The organism is Pseudomonas sp. B3(2017) (genome assembly GCF_002113595.1).
GTDB classification, from domain to species: domain Bacteria; phylum Pseudomonadota; class Gammaproteobacteria; order Pseudomonadales; family Pseudomonadaceae; genus Aquipseudomonas; species Aquipseudomonas ekonensis.
The window spans coordinates 15642-37864 of record NZ_NEIU01000007.1 but is presented as its reverse complement, the minus strand read 5'-3'; the positions used below and the strand labels follow the sequence as shown (position 1 = coordinate 37864).

The 22223-nt window shown below is 64.7% G+C and carries 22 protein-coding genes and 1 pseudogene; 9 read left to right on the top strand and 14 right to left on the bottom strand.

Translation table 11 applies throughout. The annotated features are described in order from the left end of the window. The first annotated feature begins 88 nt into the window (after positions 1–88). The gene (locus CAG33_RS12195; RefSeq protein WP_085638563.1) at positions 89–946 is read left to right on the top strand and encodes an NAD-dependent epimerase/dehydratase family protein; all 858 of its coding nucleotides are present in this window, start codon (positions 89–91) and stop codon (positions 944–946) included. A gap of 131 nt (positions 947–1077) precedes the next feature. Here CAG33_RS12195 and CAG33_RS12190 read toward each other — a convergent pair whose 3' ends face one another. The 6 genes from CAG33_RS12190 to CAG33_RS12165 form a co-directional block, all read right to left on the bottom strand. Next, positions 1078–1818 carry a hypothetical protein gene (locus tag CAG33_RS12190; protein WP_085578969.1) on the bottom strand — a complete coding sequence of 247 codons (741 nt, stop codon included), beginning with the start codon at positions 1816–1818 and terminating at the stop codon, positions 1078–1080. 73 nt (positions 1819–1891) lie between these two features. Beyond that, a complete protein-coding gene (locus CAG33_RS12185) occupies positions 1892–2272 on the bottom strand; it encodes a RidA family protein (RefSeq protein WP_065258184.1) in 381 nt (126 codons plus the stop codon). 24 nt (positions 2273–2296) lie between these two features. Beyond that, positions 2297–4402 carry a bifunctional GTP diphosphokinase/guanosine-3',5'-bis pyrophosphate 3'-pyrophosphohydrolase gene (gene spoT, locus CAG33_RS12180; RefSeq protein ID WP_085638560.1) on the bottom strand — a complete coding sequence of 702 codons (2106 nt, stop codon included), beginning with the start codon at positions 4400–4402 and terminating at the stop codon, positions 2297–2299. Between the two features lie 57 nt (positions 4403–4459). Continuing rightward, positions 4460–4726, bottom strand: a complete 267-nt coding sequence (gene rpoZ, locus CAG33_RS12175; protein ID WP_085578965.1) for a DNA-directed RNA polymerase subunit omega — start codon at positions 4724–4726, stop codon at positions 4460–4462. A gap of 167 nt (positions 4727–4893) precedes the next feature. Then, on the bottom strand, positions 4894–5514 hold the full coding sequence (gmk, locus tag CAG33_RS12170) for a guanylate kinase (RefSeq protein WP_085578963.1): 621 nt from the start codon (positions 5512–5514) through the stop codon (positions 4894–4896). A 10-nt stretch (positions 5515–5524) separates the two neighbouring features. Continuing rightward, positions 5525–6388, bottom strand: coding sequence for a YicC/YloC family endoribonuclease (locus CAG33_RS12165; RefSeq protein WP_085578961.1), 864 nt, complete (start codon positions 6386–6388; stop codon positions 5525–5527). A gap of 269 nt (positions 6389–6657) precedes the next feature. Here CAG33_RS12165 and rph point away from each other — a divergent pair, with 269 nt between their 5' ends. Further along, entirely contained in the window at positions 6658–7380 is a 723-nt protein-coding gene (gene rph, locus CAG33_RS12160) for a ribonuclease PH (RefSeq protein ID WP_085578959.1), read from the top strand. A 28-nt stretch (positions 7381–7408) separates the two neighbouring features. After that, positions 7409–7777, top strand: a complete 369-nt coding sequence (locus CAG33_RS12155; protein WP_085578957.1) for a DUF4870 domain-containing protein — start codon at positions 7409–7411, stop codon at positions 7775–7777. Positions 7778–7862: 85 nt separating this feature from the next. Here CAG33_RS12155 and CAG33_RS12150 read toward each other — a convergent pair whose 3' ends face one another. Then, on the bottom strand, positions 7863–8642 hold the full coding sequence (locus tag CAG33_RS12150; protein WP_007920349.1) for an exodeoxyribonuclease III: 780 nt from the start codon (positions 8640–8642) through the stop codon (positions 7863–7865). Positions 8643–8724: 82 nt separating this feature from the next. Here CAG33_RS12150 and pyrE point away from each other — a divergent pair, with 82 nt between their 5' ends. Next, positions 8725–9369 (top strand): orotate phosphoribosyltransferase, encoded by a 645-nt coding sequence (gene pyrE, locus CAG33_RS12145; protein WP_085630203.1) that lies wholly within the window; start codon positions 8725–8727, stop codon positions 9367–9369. A 105-nt stretch (positions 9370–9474) separates the two neighbouring features. On the opposite strand, the gene argB is transcribed toward pyrE, so the two are convergent. The 4 genes and pseudogenes from argB to coaBC form a co-directional block, all read right to left on the bottom strand. Next, positions 9475–10380 (bottom strand): acetylglutamate kinase, encoded by a 906-nt coding sequence (gene argB / locus CAG33_RS12140; protein WP_085630201.1) that lies wholly within the window; start codon positions 10378–10380, stop codon positions 9475–9477. A gap of 17 nt (positions 10381–10397) precedes the next feature. Next, a pseudogene (locus CAG33_RS12135) lies at positions 10398–11801 on the bottom strand (phosphomannomutase/phosphoglucomutase); the annotation flags it as partial. A 175-nt stretch (positions 11802–11976) separates the two neighbouring features. Beyond that, positions 11977–12432: a dUTP diphosphatase gene (gene dut / locus CAG33_RS12130; RefSeq protein WP_085578949.1), complete on the bottom strand. Its 456-nt coding sequence runs from the start codon at positions 12430–12432 to the stop codon at positions 11977–11979. A gap of 5 nt (positions 12433–12437) precedes the next feature. Continuing rightward, positions 12438–13646: a bifunctional phosphopantothenoylcysteine decarboxylase/phosphopantothenate--cysteine ligase CoaBC gene (gene coaBC / locus CAG33_RS12125; protein ID WP_085578947.1), complete on the bottom strand. Its 1209-nt coding sequence runs from the start codon at positions 13644–13646 to the stop codon at positions 12438–12440. A gap of 136 nt (positions 13647–13782) precedes the next feature. On the opposite strand from coaBC, the gene radC reads away from it, so the two are divergent. After that, positions 13783–14457 carry a DNA repair protein RadC gene (gene radC, locus CAG33_RS12120; RefSeq protein ID WP_085578945.1) on the top strand — a complete coding sequence of 225 codons (675 nt, stop codon included), beginning with the start codon at positions 13783–13785 and terminating at the stop codon, positions 14455–14457. Positions 14458–14588: 131 nt separating this feature from the next. Here the strand turns inward: radC and CAG33_RS12115 are convergent, their stop codons facing one another. Continuing rightward, positions 14589–16175: an ABC transporter substrate-binding protein gene (locus tag CAG33_RS12115; RefSeq protein ID WP_085638556.1), complete on the bottom strand. Its 1587-nt coding sequence runs from the start codon at positions 16173–16175 to the stop codon at positions 14589–14591. Positions 16176–16621: 446 nt separating this feature from the next. Between CAG33_RS12115 and rpmB the strand changes: the two genes are divergently transcribed. Next, entirely contained in the window at positions 16622–16855 is a 234-nt protein-coding gene (gene rpmB / locus CAG33_RS12110) for a 50S ribosomal protein L28 (protein WP_085578941.1), read from the top strand. A gap of 11 nt (positions 16856–16866) precedes the next feature. Beyond that, the gene (gene rpmG, locus CAG33_RS12105; RefSeq protein WP_003177274.1) at positions 16867–17022 is read left to right on the top strand and encodes a 50S ribosomal protein L33; all 156 of its coding nucleotides are present in this window, start codon (positions 16867–16869) and stop codon (positions 17020–17022) included. 173 nt (positions 17023–17195) lie between these two features. On the opposite strand, the gene CAG33_RS12100 is transcribed toward rpmG, so the two are convergent. After that, a complete protein-coding gene (locus CAG33_RS12100; protein WP_085578939.1) occupies positions 17196–17558 on the bottom strand; it encodes a cupin domain-containing protein in 363 nt (120 codons plus the stop codon). 236 nt (positions 17559–17794) lie between these two features. Between CAG33_RS12100 and CAG33_RS12095 the strand changes: the two genes are divergently transcribed. Next, the gene (locus tag CAG33_RS12095; protein ID WP_085578937.1) at positions 17795–19288 is read left to right on the top strand and encodes an aldehyde dehydrogenase; all 1494 of its coding nucleotides are present in this window, start codon (positions 17795–17797) and stop codon (positions 19286–19288) included. Between the two features lie 182 nt (positions 19289–19470). Beyond that, a complete protein-coding gene (locus CAG33_RS12090; protein WP_085638553.1) occupies positions 19471–20616 on the top strand; it encodes an MFS transporter in 1146 nt (381 codons plus the stop codon). 38 nt (positions 20617–20654) lie between these two features. Here the strand turns inward: CAG33_RS12090 and CAG33_RS12085 are convergent, their stop codons facing one another. Continuing rightward, on the bottom strand, positions 20655–22223 hold the full coding sequence (locus CAG33_RS12085; protein WP_085630195.1) for a phospholipase D family protein: 1569 nt from the start codon (positions 22221–22223) through the stop codon (positions 20655–20657).

Below are 22223 nucleotides of genomic sequence, written 5' to 3'. Positions count from 1 at the left end.
GAAGTAATAGAGTTGCTTTTTTTCCTGCATTGCTAGCCACTCGTCAGTCGCCGAGGCTAGTCTGGTTCTTTCCGATAGGAGTTTTTCGATGTCTGCGCCTTCTGTTTTGATCGCCGGTTGCGGTGATGTCGGCGGTCGTCTGGCCACGCAATTGCTCGGCGGCGGATGGCAGGTCTACGGCCTGCGCCGCACGGTTTCCCGTTTGCCGGCGGGGGTGCTCGGGGTGGCGGGCGACCTGTTCGGCGAGGCCTGCCCGGCCGGTTGGCCGACCGGTTCGCTGGACTATCTGGTGTTCAGCGCGGCCGCCACCGAGCATGACGAGGCCGGTTACCGCGCTGCCTACGTCGAGGGGCTGCGGCATGTGCTGGGTTGGCTGAAGCAGCATGGCCAGCGGCCCAAGCGAATTCTGTTCGTCTCCAGCAGCAGCGTGTACGGGCAGCAGGACGGGGAGTGGGTCGATGAAGGCGCCGAGACGGTCGCAGCCGGCTATTCGGGGCGGGTGATGCTGGAGGCCGAGCAGGTGGCGTTCGGCAGCGGCATCCCGGCCAGTACCGTGCGCCTGACCGGGATCTACGGCCCCGGCCGGGAATGGCTGCTGACCCAGGTGCGTCGCGGCTATCGGGTGGCGGTCGAGCCGCCGCTGTACGGCAACCGCATCCATGCGGACGACGCGGCCGGACTGCTGGCGTTCCTGCTGGAGGCGGATCGTGGCGGGGCGGCGCTGGATGAGGTGTACATCGGCGTCGATGACGCGCCGGCGCCGTTGGCCGAGGTCGTGGCCTGGCTGCGCGAGTACCTGGGCGTCACCGAATGGGCCGAGGACGCCAGCGTGCGCCGCACCGGCAGCAAGCGGTGCAGCAACGCCCGGGCCAAAGCCCTGGGTTGGGCGCCGACCTATCCGAGCTATCGCGAAGGCTACGCTGCCATTCTTGAAGGGCGCTGCTGACCCCAACGCCAGCAGGCTGGCGCCACAGGGTTCAGCGGCAGCCGCAGATGCTGCGATCGACCGAAATTCCTGTAGGAGCCAGCCTGCTGGCGATGGCGGCAGTGAGGGCGGCGCCGGGATTCAGAAGCGGGTCACTGCTTCTCGAGCAGCCACTTGCGCTCACCCGGGGTGAACTGCGGCTGTTCGTCCGCCAGCGCGGTGTTCACCGCCTGGAAGATCTCCAGTTCCTTGCCCTTGCGCGCAAAGATCCAGTTGTTGCCTTGGCCGTTGAGCTGCAGCCACATGCTGTCGTGGTCGCTGTTCATCGACGCGCAGTCGCCTGCCAGGCACAGGGCGTAGCGGTCGGCGCCGGGCAGGCCGGAGACCTGGCCGTCGGCCTGGAACTGCACGGTGCTGCCTTCGCCCTGGCCGCTGGCGATGGTCCAGTTGCCGCCCAGGTAGGCCGAGTACAGGGCGCGTTCGAAGCTGGCGCCGATGGGGGCGCCGTCCGGCACCGGGATCTGGGCGCGGTCGAACAGCTGTTCCGGTTCGTTTTCGGTGGCGGCCTGTTTCATCTGGCTGCCGTCGCGCTTCAGCTCGCTGCCGGAACCGCCGTAGAAGTCGATTTTCCACGCGCCGGACTGCTCGCCCTGCAAGCGTCCTTCGACATTCTCGAAACCGTTGGTGTAGCGGGCCTGGCCGGCGCGGGTGTTGACGTCCCATTCCAGGTTCGGGCCGTAGGCCTGCAGCGCTTCGCGCAGGGGGCCGCCTTTTGCGGCTGCGTCGATGGCGGTCTGGTTGATCCAGGTGCCGCTGATGTCGCGGTCGGCAGGGTCGCTGGCGCAGCCGCCGAGGAAAACGGCGAGCAGCGAGAGAGCAAGCGCTTTGCGCATGGATAAATCCTTTCGAAACCTTTTCTTGACGGCAAAGCAGTCGGCGCAGCGTTCGCACGCTGCGCCGTGCGCATTACTCGATGACCAGGATGGCATCCATTTCGACCTGCGAACCCTTAGGCAGGGCGGCGACGCCGATGGCGGCGCGGGCCGGGTACGGCTGTTCGAAGTACTTGCCCATGATCTCGTTGACCTTGGCGAAGTGGCTCAGGTCGGTGAGGAAGATGTTCAGCTTGACGATGTCCTTGAACGAACCGCCGGCCGCTTCGGCCACGGCTTTCAGGTTCTCGAACACCTGGACGGTCTGGGCTTCGAAGCCTTCGACCAGTTCCATGGTTTTCGGGTCCAGCGGGATCTGGCCCGACATGTACACGGTATTGCCGGCCTTGATCGCCTGGGAGTAGGTGCCGATGGCGGCCGGGGCCTTGTCGCTGCTGATAACGGTCTTGGTCATGTATGACTCCTTGTGATGGCGGGCTTAGGCGCGCATGCGGGTGATGCGTATCACCCCGGCCAGGGCGCGCAGTTTCTTGATCACGCGGGCCAGGTGCACGCGGTCGTGGACGCTGACCACCAGCTGGACGACGCTGATGCGGCCGTCGCGTTCGTCCATGCTGATTTTCTCGATGTTGCCGTCGGCGGCGTTGACGCTGCTGGCCAGCAGCGCGATCAGGCCGCGCTGGTGCTCCAGCTCGACCCGCAGCTCGACGTTGAATTCGCCGCTGACATCCTTGGCCCACGAGAGCTGGATGCATTTTTCCGGGTTGTGGCGGATTTCGCTGATGTTGCGGCAGTTGTCCAGGTGCACGACCATGCCTTTGCCCGCCGACAGGTGACCGACGATCGGGTCGCCGGGGATCGGCGTGCAGCATTTGGCGTAGCTGAGCACCAGGCCCTCGGTGCCGCGGATCGCCAGCGGGCCTTCCGGCGCCGGCAGCTGTTCGTCCTCGCCGAGCAGGCGGCGGGCCACCACATAGGCCATGCGGTTGCCCAGGCCGATGTCTTCGAGCAGGTCTTCGATCAGCTCCAGGCGGTACTCGGCGAGCATGGCCTGGATCCGCTCGGCGGAGATGTTCTCCAGCGAGCTGTCGAAACCGTTCAGCACCTTGTTCAGCAGACGCTCGCCCAGGCTGATGGATTCGGAGCGGCGCTGCAGCTTGAGCGCATGGCGGATGTGGGTGCGGGCCTTGCCGGTGACCACGAAGTTGAGCCACGCCGGGTTCGGCCGAGCGCCGGGGGCGCTGACGATCTCGACCGTGGAGCCGCTCTGCAGCGGTTCGGACAGCGGGGCGAGGCGGCGGTTGATCCGGCAGGCGATGCAGCTGTTGCCGACGTCGGTGTGCACCGCGTAGGCGAAGTCGACGGCGGTGGAGCCTTTGGGCAGCTCCATGATCCGGCCTTTGGGCGTGAACACGTAGACCTCGTCCGGGAACAGGTCGATCTTCACGCTTTCGATGAATTCCAGCGAGTTGCCGGCGCGTTGCTGCATTTCCAGCACGCCTTTGACCCATTGGCGGGCGCGGGCGTGGGTGCCTTTGGGCTGTTCGTCGCTGCTGGACTTGTACAGCCAGTGCGCGGCGATGCCGTTGTTGGCCATCTCTTCCATCTCGCGGGTGCGGATCTGGATCTCGATGGGCACGCCGTGCATGCCGAACAGCGTAGTGTGCAGCGACTGGTAGCCGTTGGCCTTGGGGATCGCGATGTAGTCCTTGAAGCGCCCCGGCAGCGGCTTGTACAGGTTGTGCACGGCACCCAGCACGCGGTAGCAGGTGTCGACCTTGTCGACGATGATCCGGAACGCGTACACGTCCATGATCTCGTTGAAGGCCCGGCGCTTGCCGCGCATTTTCTTGTAGATGCCGTAGAGGTGCTTCTGGCGGCCGCTGATCTCGCCCTGGATGCCGTCGATGGCCAGGCAGTGGCTCAGGGACTCTTCGATCTTGTTGACGATTTCCTTACGGTTGCCCCGGGCGCGCTTGACCGCCTGGTAGATCCGCGCGGAACGCATCGGGTGCATGGCCTTGAAGCCGAGGTCTTCGAACTCCACGCGGACCGAGTGCATGCCCAGCCGGTTGGCGATGGGGGCGTAGATCTCCAGGGTTTCCTTGGCGATCCGCCGGCGCTTCTCGCCGGAGAGCACTTCCAGGGTGCGCATGTTGTGCAGGCGGTCGGCCAGCTTGACCAGGATCACGCGGATGTCGCGCGCCATGGCCATGGCCATCTTCTGGAAGTTCTCGGCCTGGGCTTCGGCCTTGGTCTCGAAGTTCATCTGGGTCAGTTTGCTGACCCCGTCGACCAGTTCGGCCACGGTTTCGCCAAACTGCGCCTGCAGCGCCTCTTTGGCGATGCCGGTGTCTTCGATCACGTCATGCAGCATCGCGGCCATCAGGCTCTGATGGTCCATGTGCATGTCGGCAAGGATGCTCGCGACCGCGAGCGGGTGCGTGACGTACGCCTCGCCGCTGCGGCGGCGCTGGCCGTCGTGGGCCTGTTCGGCGTAGAAGTAGGCCCGGCGGACCAGGTTGACCTGGTCCTGGCCGAGGTAGGCCGATAAGCGATCGGCGAGGGCGTCTATGCTCGGCATGATGACTCCTGCCGCAAGCTGTGTTCCCGCGCCGTGCTACGTCGACCAGGCATAGGCTTAGACGGCCTCGTTGGACTCGTCCTCGGTAAATGCAGCGAAGACCGGGTCTTCGGTGACGATTTCTTCGGCGGCGATGAATTCAGGGGTCACGATGCCTTCGGCGATTTCACGCAGGGCGACGACGGTAGGCTTGTCGTTTTCCCATGCGACCTTCGGCTCTTTGCCGCCGGTTGCCAATTGACGGGCACGCTTGGTCGAGAGCATGACCAGCTCAAAGCGGTTATCCACGTGTTCTAGGCAGTCTTCAACGGTTACGCGGGCCATGGTCTTCCTCGTAGCAAATGCGATATGCGCGGTGCCCGGATGGGCGAGCGGACTCGGCAGTTTAAAAAAACACCAGCGATTAGGGAAGCGCTGATTTTTTGACCAGACCCTTCAACGCGCTGCAAGTGCCAATGTAAAGCCCTTGCGGCGCGTTTGGGAAGAGCCGGTCAACCGAGCAGTTCGGCCAGCAGTTTGCCGAAACGCACTTGCTGGCGTTTCTGCAGCAGCTGGTTGGAACGGAAAATCGCTTTCAGGTCGTCCAGCGCATGGGCGAAATCGTCATTGATGATCACGTAGTCGTATTCGACGTAGTGGCTCATCTCGCTGACCGCCTCGCGCATGCGTCCGTCGATGATCTCGTCGCTGTCCTGGCCGCGGTTGGTCAGGCGCTGGTGCAGGGCTTGCAGCGAAGGCGGCAGGATGAAGATCGAGCGGGCCTGGGGCATCAGCTTGCGCACTTGTTCGGCGCCTTGCCAGTCGATTTCCAGGATCAGGTCATGACCTTCGTCCAGGGTCTGCTGCAGGCGGCTTTGCGAGGTGCCGTAGAAGTTGCCGAACACTTCGGCGCGTTCGAGGAAGTCGCCGTGTTCGCCCATCTTCACGAACGCTTCGCGGGTCACGAAGTGGTAGTTCACGCCATCCACCTCGCCCGGACGCATGGCGCGGGTGGTGTGGGAGATCGATACGCGGATTTCCGGGTTGGCGTCGGTCAGCGCCTTGACCAGGCTGCTCTTGCCCGCGCCCGAGGGGGCGGAAATGATGTAAAGGGTGCCGGTGCTGTGGGTCATGGGAATAGCCTTACTCAATGTTCTGCACTTGTTCGCGCATCTGCTCGATCAACACCTTGAGGTTGACCGCCGCCTGGGTGCTGCGCGGGTCGAAGGCCTTGGAGCCCAGTGTGTTGGCTTCGCGGTTGAGCTCCTGCATCAGGAAGTCCAGGCGCCGCCCGGCCGCGCCGCCGGACTTGAGCACGCGGCGGACTTCGATGATGTGGGTGCTCAGGCGATCCAGTTCTTCGGCCACGTCGCTCTTTTGCGCGAGCATGACCATTTCCTGCTCCAGGCGCTGCGGATCCAGCTCGGCCTTCATGTCGGCGAAGCGGTCCAGGACCTTCTGGCGCTGGGTGGCGAGCATCTGCGGAACCAGTTCGCGCAGGGTCGATACGTCTTCTTCGATGGAGGTCAGGCGGTCGTCGATCAACCGGGCCAGCTCCGCGCCTTCGCGCTCGCGGCCGGCCTTGAGCTCCTTCAGGCCCTGGTTGAACAGGGCCAGCGCCTCGGCGTTGAGCGCCTGCGGATCGCTGGCGTCGGCGACCAGCACGCCCGGCCAGGCCAGCACTTCCAGCGGGTTCAGGGCGGCGGGGTTCTTGATCAGGCCGGCGACGGTCTCGGCGGCGGCGACCAGTTGCGCGGCGCGCTCGCGGTCCACCTGCAGCGGTTTGCCGGTGCTTTCTTCGGTGAAGCGCAGGGTGCATTCCAGCTTGCCCCGCGACAGGCCCTGGCGCAGCGCTTCGCGCACGGCGCCTTCGAGGTCGCGGAAGGACTCCGGCAGGCGCAGGTGCGGTTCCAGGTAGCGGCTGTTGACCGAGCGCAGTTCCCAGCTCAGGGTGCCCTGGACGCCGGCTTTCTCGACGCGGGCGAAGGCGGTCATGCTGTGCACCATGGTGGTACCTCGCAATGCAGAACGGTGCGGAACCTGCGTTCCGCCTCATCGCTCTCAATGAATGTAAGCCGACTGGCAGCAAAGGCGCAGGATTGTAGCGCAGTGCGGCGGATGCGCCCAAACACACGCTGTGACAAAGGGCTGCAGGCCGTCGGGGACAGGCGTTGCAGGGCCCTCGGTCGTCGGCGGGCATTTTTGACGACTGCCCAGGCGCGGTGCACGGCCCTATAATGCTCCGCAGTTTTCCGTCCCCAGTACAGGTATCTCCTATGAAACGTCCAAGTGGTCGCGCTGCCGATCAGCTCCGCTCGATCCGCATTACCCGCAACTACACCAAGCATGCCGAGGGATCGGTACTGGTCGAATTCGGTGATACCAAGGTCATCTGCACCGTCAGCGTCGAAAACGGCGTGCCGCGATTCCTCAAGGGCCAGGGCCAGGGCTGGCTGACCGCCGAGTACGGCATGCTGCCGCGCTCCACCGGCGAGCGTAACCAGCGCGAGGCCAGCCGCGGCAAGCAGGGCGGGCGCACCCTGGAGATCCAGCGCCTGATCGGCCGTTCCCTGCGCGCGGCCCTGGACATGTCCAAGCTGGGCGATGTCACCCTGTACGTCGACTGCGACGTGATCCAGGCCGACGGCGGCACCCGCACCGCGTCGATCACCGGCGCCATGGTCGCGCTGGTCGATGCGCTGAAGGTGATCAAGAAGCGCGGCGGCCTGAAGGGCGGCGACCCGCTCAAGCAGATGGTCGGCGCCGTTTCCGTGGGCATGTACCAGGGCGAGCCGGTGCTGGATCTGGACTATCTTGAGGACTCCGCCGCCGAGACCGACCTGAACGTGGTGATGACCGGCACCGGCGGCTTCATCGAAGTGCAGGGCACCGCCGAAGGCGCGCCGTTCCAGCCTGAGGAACTGACCGCCATGCTGGAGCTGGCCAAGAAGGGCATGACCGAGATCTTCGAACTGCAGAAGGCGGCGCTGGCTGACTGAGCCGCCGGGCGACCCCAAGGAGGATGCGATGAGTGACGAACAAGAGCTGCAGCCCAGGCCGAGCCACGAGGTGCGCCAGTGGGCCATGTTTTGTCACTTGTCCGCCCTGCTGGGGATCTGGGTGCCCTTCGGCACGCTGATCGGGCCGCTGATCCTCTGGCAGATGAAGCGCGAGACCGATCCGTTCATCGATGCCCAGGGCAAGGAAGCGCTGAACTTCCAGATCACCGTGGCGATCGCCTCGATGGTCTGCTTCCTGCTGATGGTGCTGATCATCGGCTTCGTGCTGTTCGGCCTGCTGGCCATCGGCGCGCTGGTGCTGACGATCATCGGCGGGGTGAAGGCCAACGAAGGGATCGCCTACCGGTATCCGTTCACCTGGCGCCTGATCAAGTAACGATCGACGGTTCCCGCCGGGCAAAGCCTTCAGGCACAAAAAAACCGACAGCGATGTCGGTTTTTTTGAGGCTGCGAAAAGGCGCTCAGATGGTCAGCGTCCAGTCGTAGTCCACGATCAGCGGTGCGTGCTGCGAGAACCGTGGCTGACGCGGCAGGCGTGCGCTGCGCACGAAGCGACGCAAGCCCGGGGTCAGGATCTGGTAGTCGAAGCGCCAGCCGAGGTTGAGCATCTCGGCCTGTTCGTTGTCCGGCCACCAGCTGTACTGGTCGCCTTCGCGGCTGACTTCGCGCAAGGCGTCGACATAACCCATGTTGCCGACGATCTCGTCCATCCAGGCGCGTTCCGGCGCCAGGAAGCCCGGGGATTGCTGGCTGTCGCGCCAGTTCTTGATGTCGAGCTTCTGCTGCGCCACGTACAGCGAGCCACAATAGATGTACTCGCGACGTTTGCGCCGCTGTTTGTCCAGATACTTGCCGAAGTCGTCCATGAGCTTGAACTTCTGGTTCAAGTCCTCATCGCCGTTCATCCCCGAAGGAAGCAGCAAGGTGGCAATACTGACTTTGTCGAAATCTGCTTGCAGGTAGCGCCCGTAGCGGTCGGCCGTCTCGAAACCGAGACCGCTGATGACAGCCTTCGGTTGCAACCGCGAGTACAAAGCCACACCGCCTTGGGCGGGAACTTCGGCGTCGCAGGCATAAAGGAAGTAGCCGTCCAGTTGGAAGGCTGGGTCGTCCAGTTCAAAGGCGGAGGCACGGGTGTCCTGCAGGCAGATGACGTCGGCATTCTGAGCCTGCAGCCAACTGAGCAAACCTCGCTCGACTGCAGCCTGAATACCATTGACGTTCACACTGATGATCCGCATAAATGGCCCCAAAAATCGCGTGCGTGTATGATACACGGCGTCAAGCTAATTAGCTAAATCCGTGGTATTTGGGGTTTTTTTCATGCAAGCGTATCAGCGCGATTTCATTCGTTTTGCCATCGATCGCGGCGTTTTGCGCTTCGGTGAGTTCACCCTGAAGTCCGGGCGCACCAGTCCTTACTTCTTCAACGCCGGCCTGTTCAACTCAGGTTCCGCGCTGGCCCAGCTGGGCCGTTTCTACGCGGCGGCCATCGCCGACAGCGGCATTTCCTTCGACGTCCTCTTCGGCCCGGCCTACAAAGGCATCCCGCTGGCGGCCACCACCGCCGTCGCGCTGGCCGAACACCACGGCCGCGACCTGCCATGGTGCTTCAACCGCAAGGAAGCCAAGGCCCACGGCGAGGGCGGCAGCCTGGTCGGCGCGCCGCTGACCGGCGACGTGCTGATCATCGACGACGTGATCACCGCCGGCACCGCGATCCGCGAAGTGATGCAGATCATCGCGTCCCAGGAAGGCGCCAAGGCGGCCGGCGTGCTGATCGCCCTGAACCGCCAGGAGCGCGGCAACGGCGAGCTGTCGGCGATCCAGGAAGTCGAGCGTGACTTCGGCATCCCGGTGATCAGCATCGTGTCGCTGAACCAGGTGCTGGAATTCCTGGCCGACGACCCGCAACTCAAGCAGCACCTGCCGGCCGTCGAGGCCTACCGCGCCCAGTTCGGCGTTTGACCGGGTTCCTTGCAGGCGCGGGCAGGCTCGCTCCTGCAGGGATCTGAGGCAAAAAAAGACCCCGCTCAGCCAGGCTGAGCGGGGTCTTTTCGTTTGCGTGAGCGCTTAAGAACGCTTGCGGTTGCTGATCAGGGTGCCCACACCGGTGTCGGTGAAGATTTCCAGCAGGATCGCATTCGGCACGCGGCCGTCGATGATCAGCGAGCTGCCCACGCCGCCCTGCACCGCTTCCAGCGCGCAGCGGATCTTCGGCAACATGCCGCCGTAGATGGTGCCGTCGGCGATCAGCGCGTCGACTTGCTGGGTGCTCAGGCCGGTCAGTACCTTGCCTTCCTTGTCCATCAGGCCGGCGATGTTGGTCAGCAGCATCAGTTTCTCGGCCTTCAGCGCTTCGGCGACCTTGCCGGCCACCAGGTCGGCGTTGATGTTGTACGACTCGCCGTTCTCACCGACGCCGATCGGCGCGATCACCGGGATGAAATCGCCCTTGACCAGCAGGTTCAGCAGGTCGGTGTTGATCCCGACCACTTCGCCCACATGGCCGATGTCGATGATTTCCGGGGTGGTCATCTCCGGGGTCTGGCGGGTGACGTTGAGCTTCTTCGCGCGGATCAGCTCGGCGTCCTTGCCGGTCAGGCCGATGGCGCTGCCGCCATGCCGGTTGATCAGGTTGACGATGCTCTTGTTGACCTGGCCGCCGAGCACCATTTCCACCACGTCCATGGTGGCGGCGTCAGTGACGCGCATGCCGTCGACGAAGTGGCTTTCGATGGACAGGCGCTTGAGCAGATCGCCGATCTGCGGGCCGCCGCCGTGCACGACCACCGGGTTGATGCCCACGGCCTTCATCAGCACGATGTCGCGGGCGAAGCCGGTCTTCAGCTCCTCGCTTTCCATCGCGTTGCCGCCGTATTTGATCACCAGGGTCTTGCCGACATAACGTCGGATGTAAGGCAGCGCTTCGGACAGGACCTTGGCGGTTTGGGCGGCGGCATCGCGTTCGAGGGTCATTCAGGGCTCCGGGTGAATCAGAACGGTAGTTGGAGATCAGGTGCAACGCGTTTCAGCTGGGCATGGAACACAGCCTTGATGCGTGCAAGTTCTGCCTCGTCATCGGCCTCGAAACGCAGCACCAGCACCGGTGTGGTGTTGGATGCGCGTACCAGGCCCCAGCCTTTGGCGTAGTCGACCCGCACGCCGTCGATGGTGGTCAGGTCCGCGCCTGGGCCCCACTGTGCGTCGTGCAGTGCATCAATGATGCTGAATTTGCTCTCTTCGGTCACATGGATATTGATTTCCGGCGTCGAAACATCGTTCGGGAAGGTCGCGAACAGCGCTTCGGCGGTGGATTTCTCCTGGCTGAGGATCTCCAGCAGCCGCGCGGCGCTATAGATGCCGTCGTCGAAGCCGAACCAGCGCTCCTTGAAGAAGATATGCCCGCTCATTTCGCCGGCCAACAGGGCGCCGGATTGTTTCATCTTCTTTTTGATCAACGAGTGACCGGTCTTCCACATTAGCGACCGGCCGCCGTATTCCTTGATCAGCGGGATGAGGCGGCGGGTGCATTTGACGTCGAAGATGATCTCTGCGTCCGGGTTGCGCGCCAGCACGTCGCGGGCGAACAGCATCAGCAGGCGATCCGGGAACACGATGCTGCCGGCGTCGGTCACCACGCCGACGCGGTCGCCGTCGCCGTCGAAGGCCAGGCCCAGGTCGGCGCCGGTTTCCTTGACCTTGGCGATCAGGTCGACGAGGTTCTCAGGCTTGCCCGGATCCGGGTGGTGGTTGGGGAAGTGGCCGTCCACTTCGCAGAACAGCGGGATCACTTCGCAGTTCAGCGCTTCGATCAGTTGCGGGGCGATCACGCCGGCCGCGCCGTTGCCGCAGTCGACCACGACTTTCATGCGTCGGGCCAGCTTGATGTCCCGGACGATTTCGGTGGTGTAGCGGTCGAGGATCTCGACCTGGGTCACGCTGCCCTGGCCGCTGCTCAGGTCGCCGGTCTTGAGGCGCTCGTGCAGGGCCTGGATCTGCTCGTTGGCGAGGGTGTCGCCGGCGATCATGATCTTGAAGCCGTTGTAGTTCGACGGATTGTGGCTGCCGGTGAGCATCACCGCGGACTTGCCGGCCAGCACGTTGGCGGCGTAGTACAGCGCCGGGGTCGGCACCAGGCCGACGTCGCTGACGTGGCAGCCGCTGTCGGCGATGCCTTTGATCAGTTGGGCGACCAGTTCCGGGCCGGACAGGCGCCCGTCGCGGCCGACGGACACGTTCGGCTCGCCTTGGGCCAGGCTCTGCGAGCCGACGGCGCGGCCGATCCAGTAGGCCGTTTCGGCGTTGAGGAATTCCGGCACGGTGCCGCGGATGTCATACGCGCGGAAAATGCTGTCGGGAAGCTTCGGTGCTACTTGGGCTGGGGTGCTCATCGGCGGAAATGCTCCATCTCGAAAGTGGCTGGACGCGCCGGCGACTCACTCGGCGGCAGGCTCAAACTGAAGGGTATGACGGCGTTTTCCGCAGAGAGTTCGTGGTATGAAAGGGCCATGACGCCCCGCCCGGCGTGGCCGCTTGCTGTGGCGAGGGGGCCGACTCCCTCGCCACGAACGGTCACTTGGTGCCGGTATGGCCGAAACCGCCGGTGCCGCGTTCGGTCTCGACGAACTCCTCGACCATCTCGAAATGCGCCTGCACCACCGGCACCAGCACCAGTTGCGCCAGGCGTTCGCCGACGGTCATAGTGAAGTCGGTCTGGCCGCGGTTCCAGCAGGAGACCATCAGCGGGCCCTGGTAGTCGGAGTCGATCAGGCCGACCAGGTTGCCCAGCACGATGCCGTGCTTATGGCCCATGCCGGAGCGCGGCAGGATCAGCGCGGCGAGGTTCGGGTCGCCGATGTACACCGACAGGCCGGTGGGGATCAGCACGGTCTCGCCCGGCTTGATCACGGTGTCCTGTTCCAGCATGGCGCGCAGGTCGAGGCCGGCGGAGCCGGGCGTGGCGTATTGCGGCAGCGGGAATTCGGTGCCGATGCGTGGGTCGAGGATCTTGGCTTGCAAAGCGTGCATGTAAATTAAACCTGGTTCAGCCGTTCGGCGATGAATGTGACCAGTTGGCGGGCGATCTTGCCCTTGCTGGTCTGGGCGAAGACCGTGGCGTGCAGCCCACGGTCGATGACGCTGCAGGCGTTCTCTTCGCTGTTGAAGCCGATGCTCGGGTTGGCGACGTCGTTGGCGACGATCAGGTCGAGATTCTTGTCCTTGAGTTTGCGTGCAGCGTAGTCGAGCAGGTGTTCGGTCTCGGCGGCGAAGCCGACACTGAACGGACGGTCGGAACGGGTGGCGATGGTGGCCAGGATGTCCGGGTTACGTACCATTTGCAGGACGAAACCGTCGCCGCTCGTAGGGTCTTTCTTGAGTTTTTGTGGGGCCACGACTTCCGGGCGGTAGTCCGCGACCGCTGCCGAGGCGATGAAGATGTCGCAAGGCATCGCGGCTTCGCAGGCCGCGAGCATGTCCCGGGCGCTGACCACGTCGATGCGGGTGACGCGGTCCGGGGTCGGCAGGTGCACCGGGCCGCTGATCAGGGTCACGCGGGCGCCGGCCTCCACCGCCGCTTCGGCCAGGGCGAAGCCCATTTTCCCGGAGCTGTGGTTGGTGATGTAGCGCACCGGGTCGATGTTTTCCTGGGTCGGGCCGGCGGTGATGACCACGTGCTTGCCGGTCAGCGCCTGACGCTGGAAACAGTCCGCCGCGCATTGGGCCAGGTCGGTGGCTTCCATCATCCGGCCCATGCCGACGTCGCCGCAGGCCTGGCTGCCGGACGCCGGGCCGAAGGTCTTCAGGCCGCGGCTTTCCAGGAGCTGCAGGTTGGCCTGGGTGGCCGGGTCGCGCCACATGGCCTGGTTCATGGCCGGAGCCACGGCGACGATGGCGTCGGTGGCCAGCACCAGGGTGGTCAGCAGGTCATTGGCGATGCCTTGGGCCAGGCGGGCCAGCAGGTCGGCGGTGGCCGGGGCGATCAGCACCAGGTCGGCCCATTTGGCCAGTTCGATGTGGCCCATCGCGGCTTCGGCGGCAGGGTCGAGCAGGTCGAGGTGCACCGGGTGCCCGGACAGGGCCTGCATGGTCAGCGGGGTGATGAATTCGCTGCCGCCGCGGGTCATGACCACGCGCACTTCGGCGCCCTGGTCGATCAGGCGGCGAACCAGATCGGCGCTTTTATAGGCCGCGATGCCGCCGCCGACGCCCAGAACGATGCGTTTCCGATACAGCCGCTGCATAGGTCTGCCTTTCATTTCATGGATGGTAGCGGTGCGGCACCCCCCTCCCCAGGGGCGGGCCGACCGCCAAAAAAGATGGGCTACGATATCACAGCGTCCGCTATGGAACAGCGGCGCCCACAGACAAGGAATGTGTATGAGTATTCGCGATTGGCCGGCGGCGGAAAGGCCGCGGGAAAAGCTACTTGAGCAGGGCTCCGCGAGCCTTTCGGACGCCGAACTGCTGGCGATCTTTCTGCGCACCGGCGTGTCCGGAAAAAGCGCGGTGGATCTGGCGCGACACCTGTTGAATCAATTCGGCAGCCTGCGTTTCTTGCTGGAGGCTGACCTGAACGCCTTCAGCGGACAACTGGGGCTGGGGCCGGCGAAGTTCGCCCAGTTGCAGGCCGTGCTGGAGATGGGGCGTCGGCACTTGGCGGAACGCATGCGGCGCAAGCCGGCGCTGGAGAGCCCGCAGGTCGTGCGCGATTACCTCAAGGCCATGTTGCGCCACGAGCCGCACGAGGTGTTCGGCTGCCTGTTCCTGGACTCCAAGCACCAGGTGCTGACCTTCGAGACGCTGTTTCGCGGCTCCATCGACAACACGGCCGTGCATCCTCGGGAGATAGTGAAGCGCTCTCTGGCCAATAACGCGGCGGCGGTGATCCTGTGCCACAACCACCCGTCGGGAAATACCGACCCCAGCGAGGCGGATCGCGTGCTGACCAAGCGGCTGCAGAAGGCACTGGAGCTGATCGATGTGCGGGTGCTCGATCACTTCATCGTCGGCGAGGGCGAGCCGCTGTCGATGGCGGAGTGCGGCTGGATGTAGCTGCGCACGGAATCAGCGCAGTCCACTGTGGGAGCGAGCCTGCTCGCGATGGCAGATCGATCAACATCGATGTTGACTGACACGGCGCCATCGCGAGCAGGCTTGCTCCTACAGGGGCGGGGTTGTGTCTGCTATTTCAGGGTGACCTTGGCGTAGTCCTGCCGCCCGAACGGGCTCACCGAGTAACCCTGCACATCCTTGCGTGTGAGCGCGAAGGCGGTCGGGTGCGCCAGCGGCAGCCACAGGGCCTGTTGCTGGATCAGGGCCTGCGCCTGTTCGTAGAGCTTGCTGCGCACGCCTTGCTCGCTGGTGGTCTTGCCGGCGCTGATCAAGCGGTCCAGGTCGGCGTTGCAGTACCGGGCGAAGTTGGTGCCGGACTTGACCGCCGCGCAGGAAAACTGCGGCGTGAGGAAGTTGTCCGGGTCGCCGTTGTCGCCCGCCCAGCCCATGAACAGCAGGTCGTGTTCGCCGGCCTTGGCCCGACGGATCAGCTCGCCCCATTCGATCACGCGGATTTCCGCCTGGATGCCGATCTCCGCCAGGTCCGACTGCAGCAACTGCGCGCCGAGGCTCGGGTTGGGGTTGAGCAGGCTGCCGGACGGGCGCGTCCAGATGGTGGTCTGGAAACCGTCCTTCAGGCCGGCCTTGGCCATCAGCGCCTTGGCCTTGTCCACGTCGTGGGCGTAGCCGGGCAGGTTCTTCGCGTAGCTCCAGGTGTTGGGCGGGTAGGGGCCGTTGGCGGCCTCGGCGGTGTCTTCGAACACGGCCTTGAGGTAGTTGGCCTTGTCGAAGGCGAGGTTGATCGCCTGGCGCACTTCCGGCTTGTCCAGCGGCGGATGCTGGCTGTTGATGCCGACGAAAGCGGTCATGAACGCGTCGGTCTTTTCAACTTTGAGTGTCGGCTCCTGTTTCGCCGCCTGTACGTCCAGCGGTTTGGGCGACAGGGCGATCTGGCATTCGTTGCGCCGCAGCTTCTGCAGGCGCACGTTGGCGTCCGGGGTGATGGCGAAGATCAGCGGATCCACCGCCGGCTTGCCGCCGAAGTAGTCCGGGTTGGCCTTGTAGCGAACCGAGGCGTCCTTCTGGAAGCGGGTGAACACGAACGGGCCGGTGCCCACCGGCTGGCTGTTGAGCTTGTCCGTCGCGCCGGCCTTGAGCAGCCGGTCGGCGTACTCGGCGGAGTAGATCGAGGCGAAGCCCATGCTCAGGGTCGCCAGGAAGGTCGAGTCCGGATGGTCGAGGGTGAAGCGCACGGTCAAAGGATCCAGGGCGTCGATCTTCTTGATCAGCGCCGGCAGCTGCATCGACTGGGCATGGGGGAAGCCGCTCTGGGCCACCTGGTGCCACGGGTTGGCCGGGTCGAGCATGCGGTCGAAGCTGAACTTGACGTCTTCGGCGCTCAGGTCGCGGGTCGGCTTGAAGTAGTCGGTGCTGTGGAACTTCACCTGCGCACGCAGCTTGAACACATAGGTCAGCCCGTCGGTGCTGACGTCCCAGCTTTCGGCGAGGCTCGGGACGACCTTGCCGCTGGCGGTGTCGAAGTCCACCAGACGGTTCATCAGCACGTCGGCGGAGGCGTTGGTGGTGGTCAGCGAGTTGTACTGCACCACGTCGAACCCTTCGGGGCTGGCCTCGGTGCAGACGCTCAGGGCGGCGGCCTGGGCGAGGGGGCTCAGCAGCAGCGGAGCGAGCAAAAGGGGGAGGGCAGCGAGGCGCATGGTCAGATTCCTTTACAGATCGGAGGCCCATCTGCAAGTGCAGTCTGGAAAAGGCCTACCCTAGTGGGCACGGTTGCAAATGACTATCCCTTTTTGCAATTTCAGGGCCGGGTTTGCGGGGTTTTGGCGGTGGAGGGCGGTGCCGGGGGAGCGGATCGCCGGCATCGCCGCTTTTGTGCGACGAGCGGTCGAAATCCTCGACAGCCTTAATCCAAAGCGTCCGCAGGGGCAAATTCCGGCTTTTTGCCAATTGATTGCACACCGATTGTTGTTGCTCTCGGGTCTTTCTGGTATAAAGCAGCGCTCTTTTCTAGGGGCCCGGTTCCTTCGCTTGTAGGTGTAGCCGGTAAGACCTCTAAAGAATCGCGGCGCCTGGCGCCACAATGACTAGAGATTAAGCGGCCAACCCATGCCGGGTTGGGCATGTGGTTTTAGAGGGCTGAGGCATGTCTAGAGTATGTCAAGTTACCGGTAAGGGTCCGGTAACCGGGAATAACATTTCCCACGCAAACAACAAAACCCGTCGTCGTTTCCTGCCAAACCTGCAGCATCACCGCTTCTGGGTTGAGTCCGAGAAACGTTTCGTGCGTCTGCGCGTATCTGCCAAAGGCATGCGTATCATCGACAAGCGCGGCATTGATGTCGTGCTGGCCGAACTTCGCCGCGACGGCAAGATTTAAGGGAGCTAATCATGCGTGAATTGATTCGTTTGATCTCGAGCGCCGGTACTGGTCACTTCTACACTACCGACAAGAACAAGCGTACTACCCCGGACAAAATCGAGATCAAGAAATATGATCCGGTTGTTCGCAAGCACGTGATCTACAAGGAAGGCAAAATCAAGTAATTGATTTTTCCGACCGACGAAAAAGGCCCGTATCTCACGATACGGGCCTTTTTTGTTGCCCCGGTTTTGGGTTGCCGGTCCGGGCCCCTTCGCGGGCAAGCCCACACCGTGGATCTGTGTGGTGTTCCCTGTGGAAGCCAGCCTGCTGGCGTCAGCTAAAGGGGCGCAGATCCTCAGGCCTTCTGCTCGAAGATCACATAGATCTTGCGGCACGCCTCCAGCACTTCCCAGGTGCCCCGGAAACCGGCCGGAATCACAAAGCGGTCGCCGACGCGCAGGGTCTTGGCGTTGCCGTCGCTGTCGCGCAGCACCGACACCCCTTGCAGGATCTCGCAGTACTCGTGCTCGGTGTAGTTCACCGTCCATTGCCCGACCGCGCCTTCCCACACGCCGACGTTCATTTGCCCGCAAGGGCTGTCGTACTGGTTGAACACCGCCTGCTCGGGGTCGCCCTTGAGCACCTTGGCCGGATCCGGCCGGTAGCGTTCGGCTTCGCTGGCGGTCTGGCTGATGTCGACGACGTTCTGGATGTTCATTGTTGTTGTCTCCTGTGGTGGCGACGCGATGGATTGGAAAGGGCCAAAGTCTATGTTTATTAAATTGAACACCGCAAGGTCGTATCGCGGCCTTATGTCAAATATATTGAAACAAACCCGGCCACTGGTTTAGGGTGGCGGGTGCCCTTGGCCGAAATGCAGGCTGGCCGGGCAGAATTCCTGAGGACGGCCGCGAAGAGCGCGGCGCCCGCATCCAACAAGAGGAGGACACTCGAATGACCACCCTGACTCGTGCCGACTGGGAACAACGCGCCCGCGACCTGAAGATCGAAGGCCGCGCCTACCTCAATGGCGAGTACACCGACGCCGCCTCGGGCGAGACCTTCGAGTGCATCAGCCCGGTCGATGGCCGTCTGCTGGGCAAGATCGCCAGCTGTGACGCCGCCGACGCCCAGCGCGCCGTGGAGAACGCTCGCGCCACCTTCGATTCCGGTGTCTGGTCGCGCCTGGCGCCGACCAAGCGCAAGGCCGCCATGATCCGTTTCGCCGGCCTGCTCAAGCAGCACGCCGAAGAGCTGGCCCTGCTCGAGACCCTCGACATGGGCAAGCCGATCAGCGACTCGCTGTACATCGACGTTCCCGGCGCGGCGCAGGCGCTGAGCTGGAGCGGCGAGGCCATCGACAAGCTCTACGACGAAGTCGCCGCCACCCCGCACGATCAGCTGGGCCTGGTGACCCGTGAGCCGGTGGGCGTGGTCGGCGCCATCGTGCCGTGGAACTTCCCGCTGCTGATGGCTTGCTGGAAACTGGGCCCGGCCCTGTCGACCGGCAACTCGGTGATCCTCAAGCCGTCGGAGAAATCCCCGCTGACCGCCCTCCGCATCGCCGCCCTGGCGGTCGAGGCCGGCATCCCGAAAGGCGTGCTCAACGTGCTGCCGGGCTATGGCCACACCGTCGGCAAGGCCCTGGCCCTGCACAACGACGTCGACACCCTGGTGTTCACCGGTTCGACCAAGATCGCCAAGCAACTGATGATCTACGCCGGCGAATCGAACATGAAGCGCGTGTGGCTGGAGGCCGGCGGCAAGAGCCCGAACATCGTGTTCGCCGACGCGCCGGACCTGCAGGCCGCCGCCGAGTCCGCCGCCAGCGCCATCGCCTTCAACCAGGGCGAAGTGTGCACCGCCGGTTCGCGGCTGCTGGTCGAGCGTTCGATCAAGGACAAATTCCTGCCGATGGTGATCGAGGCCCTGAAGGCCTGGAAGCCGGGCAACCCGCTGGATCCGGCCACCAACGTCGGTGCGCTGGTGGACACCCAGCAGATGAACACGGTGCTGTCCTACATCGAAGCCGGCCACGCCGACGGCGCCAAGCTGGTGGTCGGCGGCAAGCGCACCCTGCAGGAGACCGGCGGCACCTACGTCGAGCCGACGATCTTCGACGGCGTGAGCAACGCGATGAAGATCGCCCAGGAAGAGATCTTCGGACCGGTGCTGTCGGTCATCACCTTCGACACCGCCGAGGAGGCGGTGCGCATCGCCAACGACACGCCGTACGGCCTGGCGGCGGCGGTGTGGACCCAGGACATTTCCAAGGCGCACCTGACCGCCAAGGCCCTGCGGGCCGGCAGCGTGTGGGTCAACCAATACGATGGCGGCGACATGACCGCGCCGTTCGGCGGCTTCAAGCAGTCGGGCAACGGCCGCGACAAGTCGCTGCATGCGTTCGACAAATACACCGAGCTCAAGGCGACCTGGATCAAGCTGTGAACCGTTGAGGGGGCCTGCCCGTCAGACCCCCGAAACAGCAGAGATCCCTTGTGGGAGCGGGCTTGCCCGCGATGGCGGTGTGTCAGTCGGCATTTTTGTGTCTGACCCACCGCCATCGCGGGCAAGCCCGCTCCCACATTGGTTTTGCGGTGCACATAACAATATCCACAGGAGCGTGGAACATGCGTTGGGCGACGTATTTCGCCGTGTTGGCGTCTGTCTTGAGTGTCGGCCTGGCCCTGGGCGTCAGCATGCCGCTGGTGTCGTTGCGGCTGGAGGGCTGGGGCTACGGCTCCTTCGCCATCGGTGTGATGGCGGCGATGCCGGCCATCGGCGTGCTGCTGGGGGCGAAGGTGTCCAGTCATCTGGCGGCGCGCCTGGGCACGGCGAACCTGATGCGCCTGTGCCTGTGGGGCGGGGCGCTGTCCATCGGCCTGCTGGCGCTGCTGCCCAGCTACCCGGTGTGGCTGGCGCTGCGGCTGATGATCGGCGTGATCCTGACCATCGTGTTCATCCTCGGCGAGAGCTGGATCAACCAATTGGTGGTCGAGCATTGGCGCGGGCGACTGGTGGCGCTGTACGGCAGCAGCTACGCGCTGAGCCAACTGTCCGGGCCGCTGCTGTTGGGGGCGCTGGGCACCGAGCACGATTATGGCTTTTGGGTCGGCGTGGGCCTGCTGACCGCTGCGCCCCTGCTGTTGCTCGGCCGCAGCGGGGCGCCGAGCAGCGAGGCCAGCAGCGTGACCTTCGGCGATTTGTTGGGATTTGGCCGGGAACTGCCGGCGATCGCCTGGGCCGTGTCGCTGTTCGCCGCGTTCGAGGCGATGATCCTGACGCTGCTGCCGGTGTATTGCCTGCGCCAGGGCTTCACGGCGGAAATCGCGCTGGCGATGGTCAGCACCGTGGTGGTCGGCGACGCGTTGCTGCAACTGCCGATCGGCGCGCTGGCGGACCGGCTGTCCCGGCGCACGCTGTTCACCGGCTGCGCCATGGTGCTGCTGCTGTCGAGCCTGGCGATTCCGCTGTTGATCGACACCTTGCTGATCTGGCCGCTGTGGGTGCTGTTCGGGGCCAGCGCGGGCGGTCTGTTCACGCTGTCGCTGATCCTGGTCGGCGAGCGTTACCGTGACGATGCGCTGGTGCGGGCCAACGCGCACATCGCGCAGCTGTGGGGCATCGGCTGCCTGGTGGGGCCGCTGGCGGCAGGCGCGGGCAGCCAGTGGATCAGCGGGCACGCGCTGCCGCTGCTGATGGCGGTCGGGGCGTTCGGCCTGGTGATCCTGCTGATGCGCCAGGGAGCGTTCGGCACGGTGGCCGAGCCGGCCTGACTGATCGCCCCTGTGGCGAGGCCGCCACAGGGGCGGGCCTAAAGCATCCGCTCAAGGCCCACGGTGGTGCTGAACCAGGCATTGAACCGTCGCCACCAGCTCCCCGGTTCCTGGGTCAGGGTGTGCAGCTTGCCGTCGTCCTCGGTCACCCACACCACCTTGCCGTCCTCCAGCTTCGCTTCGTAGCTGAGCGCCGGCGCCATGCCCTGCAAGGCCAGTTCCCGCACATGGGCGGCCAGGGCCGGGCTGTCCACCAGCACGCCGACCTCGGTGTTCCACAGCACCGAGCGCGGGTCGAAGTTGAACGAGCCGATGAACGCTTTCTTGCCGTCGAAGATCATCGCCTTGCTGTGCAGGCTCGAGTCCGAACCCCGGGAGGACGGCCCGTAGAACAGGCGCGGCCCGCTGCCGCCGGTGGCGCCGGGCTGGCGGCGCAGTTCGAAGAGCCTGACGCCGTGCTCCAGCAGCGCCTTGCGGTACGGCGCATAGCCGCCGTGCACCGCCGGCACGTCGGTGGCCTCCAGCGCGTTGGTCAGCAGGCTCACCGAGACACCGGCATCGGCGCGCCCGGTCAGGTACACCAGCCCCGGCTGGCCCGGCACGAAGTAGGCGGAAATCATCATCAGTTCCTGGCTGACGCCCTTCAGTTCCGGCGCCAGTTGGGTGGTCAGCAGCAACTGCGGATCGGGCTTGTCCTTGGCCAGCACCTTGCTCGGCGCATCCCACAGCGCCTGGTTCCAGGCCCAGATCAGCTCGCGGCGCCAGATGTCCATGCGCGGGTCGGTGCTGTAGGTCTTCAGTTGCCGGTACAGCGCGTGGTTCTGCTTGCGGGTGTCTTCCAGGGATTCTTCCAGGCGGGTGCGGGTGTTCTGCAGATCCTTGGCCGTCGGCCGGCTGGAGAGGAACTCGTCGACCGGCCGGCTCAGGGCGCTGTTCCAGTACTGGTCGAAGCTGTGCCCCAACTGCTGCGCCACCGGGCCCACGCTGAGCATGTCGATGTCGGTGAAGTTCAGGTTGGGCTCGGCATCGAAATACTCGTCCCCCAGGTTGCGCCCGCCGACGATGGCGGCGGCGTTGTCCGCCAGCCACAGCTTGTTGTGCATGCGCCGGTGCTGCAGCGACAGGTTGAACAGCCGGCCCGCCGCCCGGGTGACGCCGGTGCTGCGGCCCAGGTGCAGCGGGTTGAAGAGGCGGATCTGGATCTGCGGATGGGCTGCGAGCGTGGCGATGACCAGGTCGAGGCCGTCGCTGGTGGTGTCGTCCAGCAGAATCCGCACCCGCACGCCCCGGTCGGCGGCCTTGAGCAGTTCGTCCACCAGCATCCGCGTGCTGACGCCGTCGTGGACGATGTAGTACTGCAGGTCGAGGCTGCTCTGCGCGTTGCGGATCAGTTCGGCGCGGGCGGTGAAGGCTTCGGTGCTGTTGGACAGCAGGCGGAAGCCCGACTGGCCGTTGTGCGGCGCGGCCTGGGCCTGGATCGAGCGGCCGAAGGCGGAGGCCGACGCCGGCAGCGCCTGGCTCGGCTCGCGCGGGACGTCGAGGGTTGCGCAGCCGCCCAGCAGCGCGGTCAGCAATAGCAGAACGGACAGGGGCTGTCTGAAGCTCAC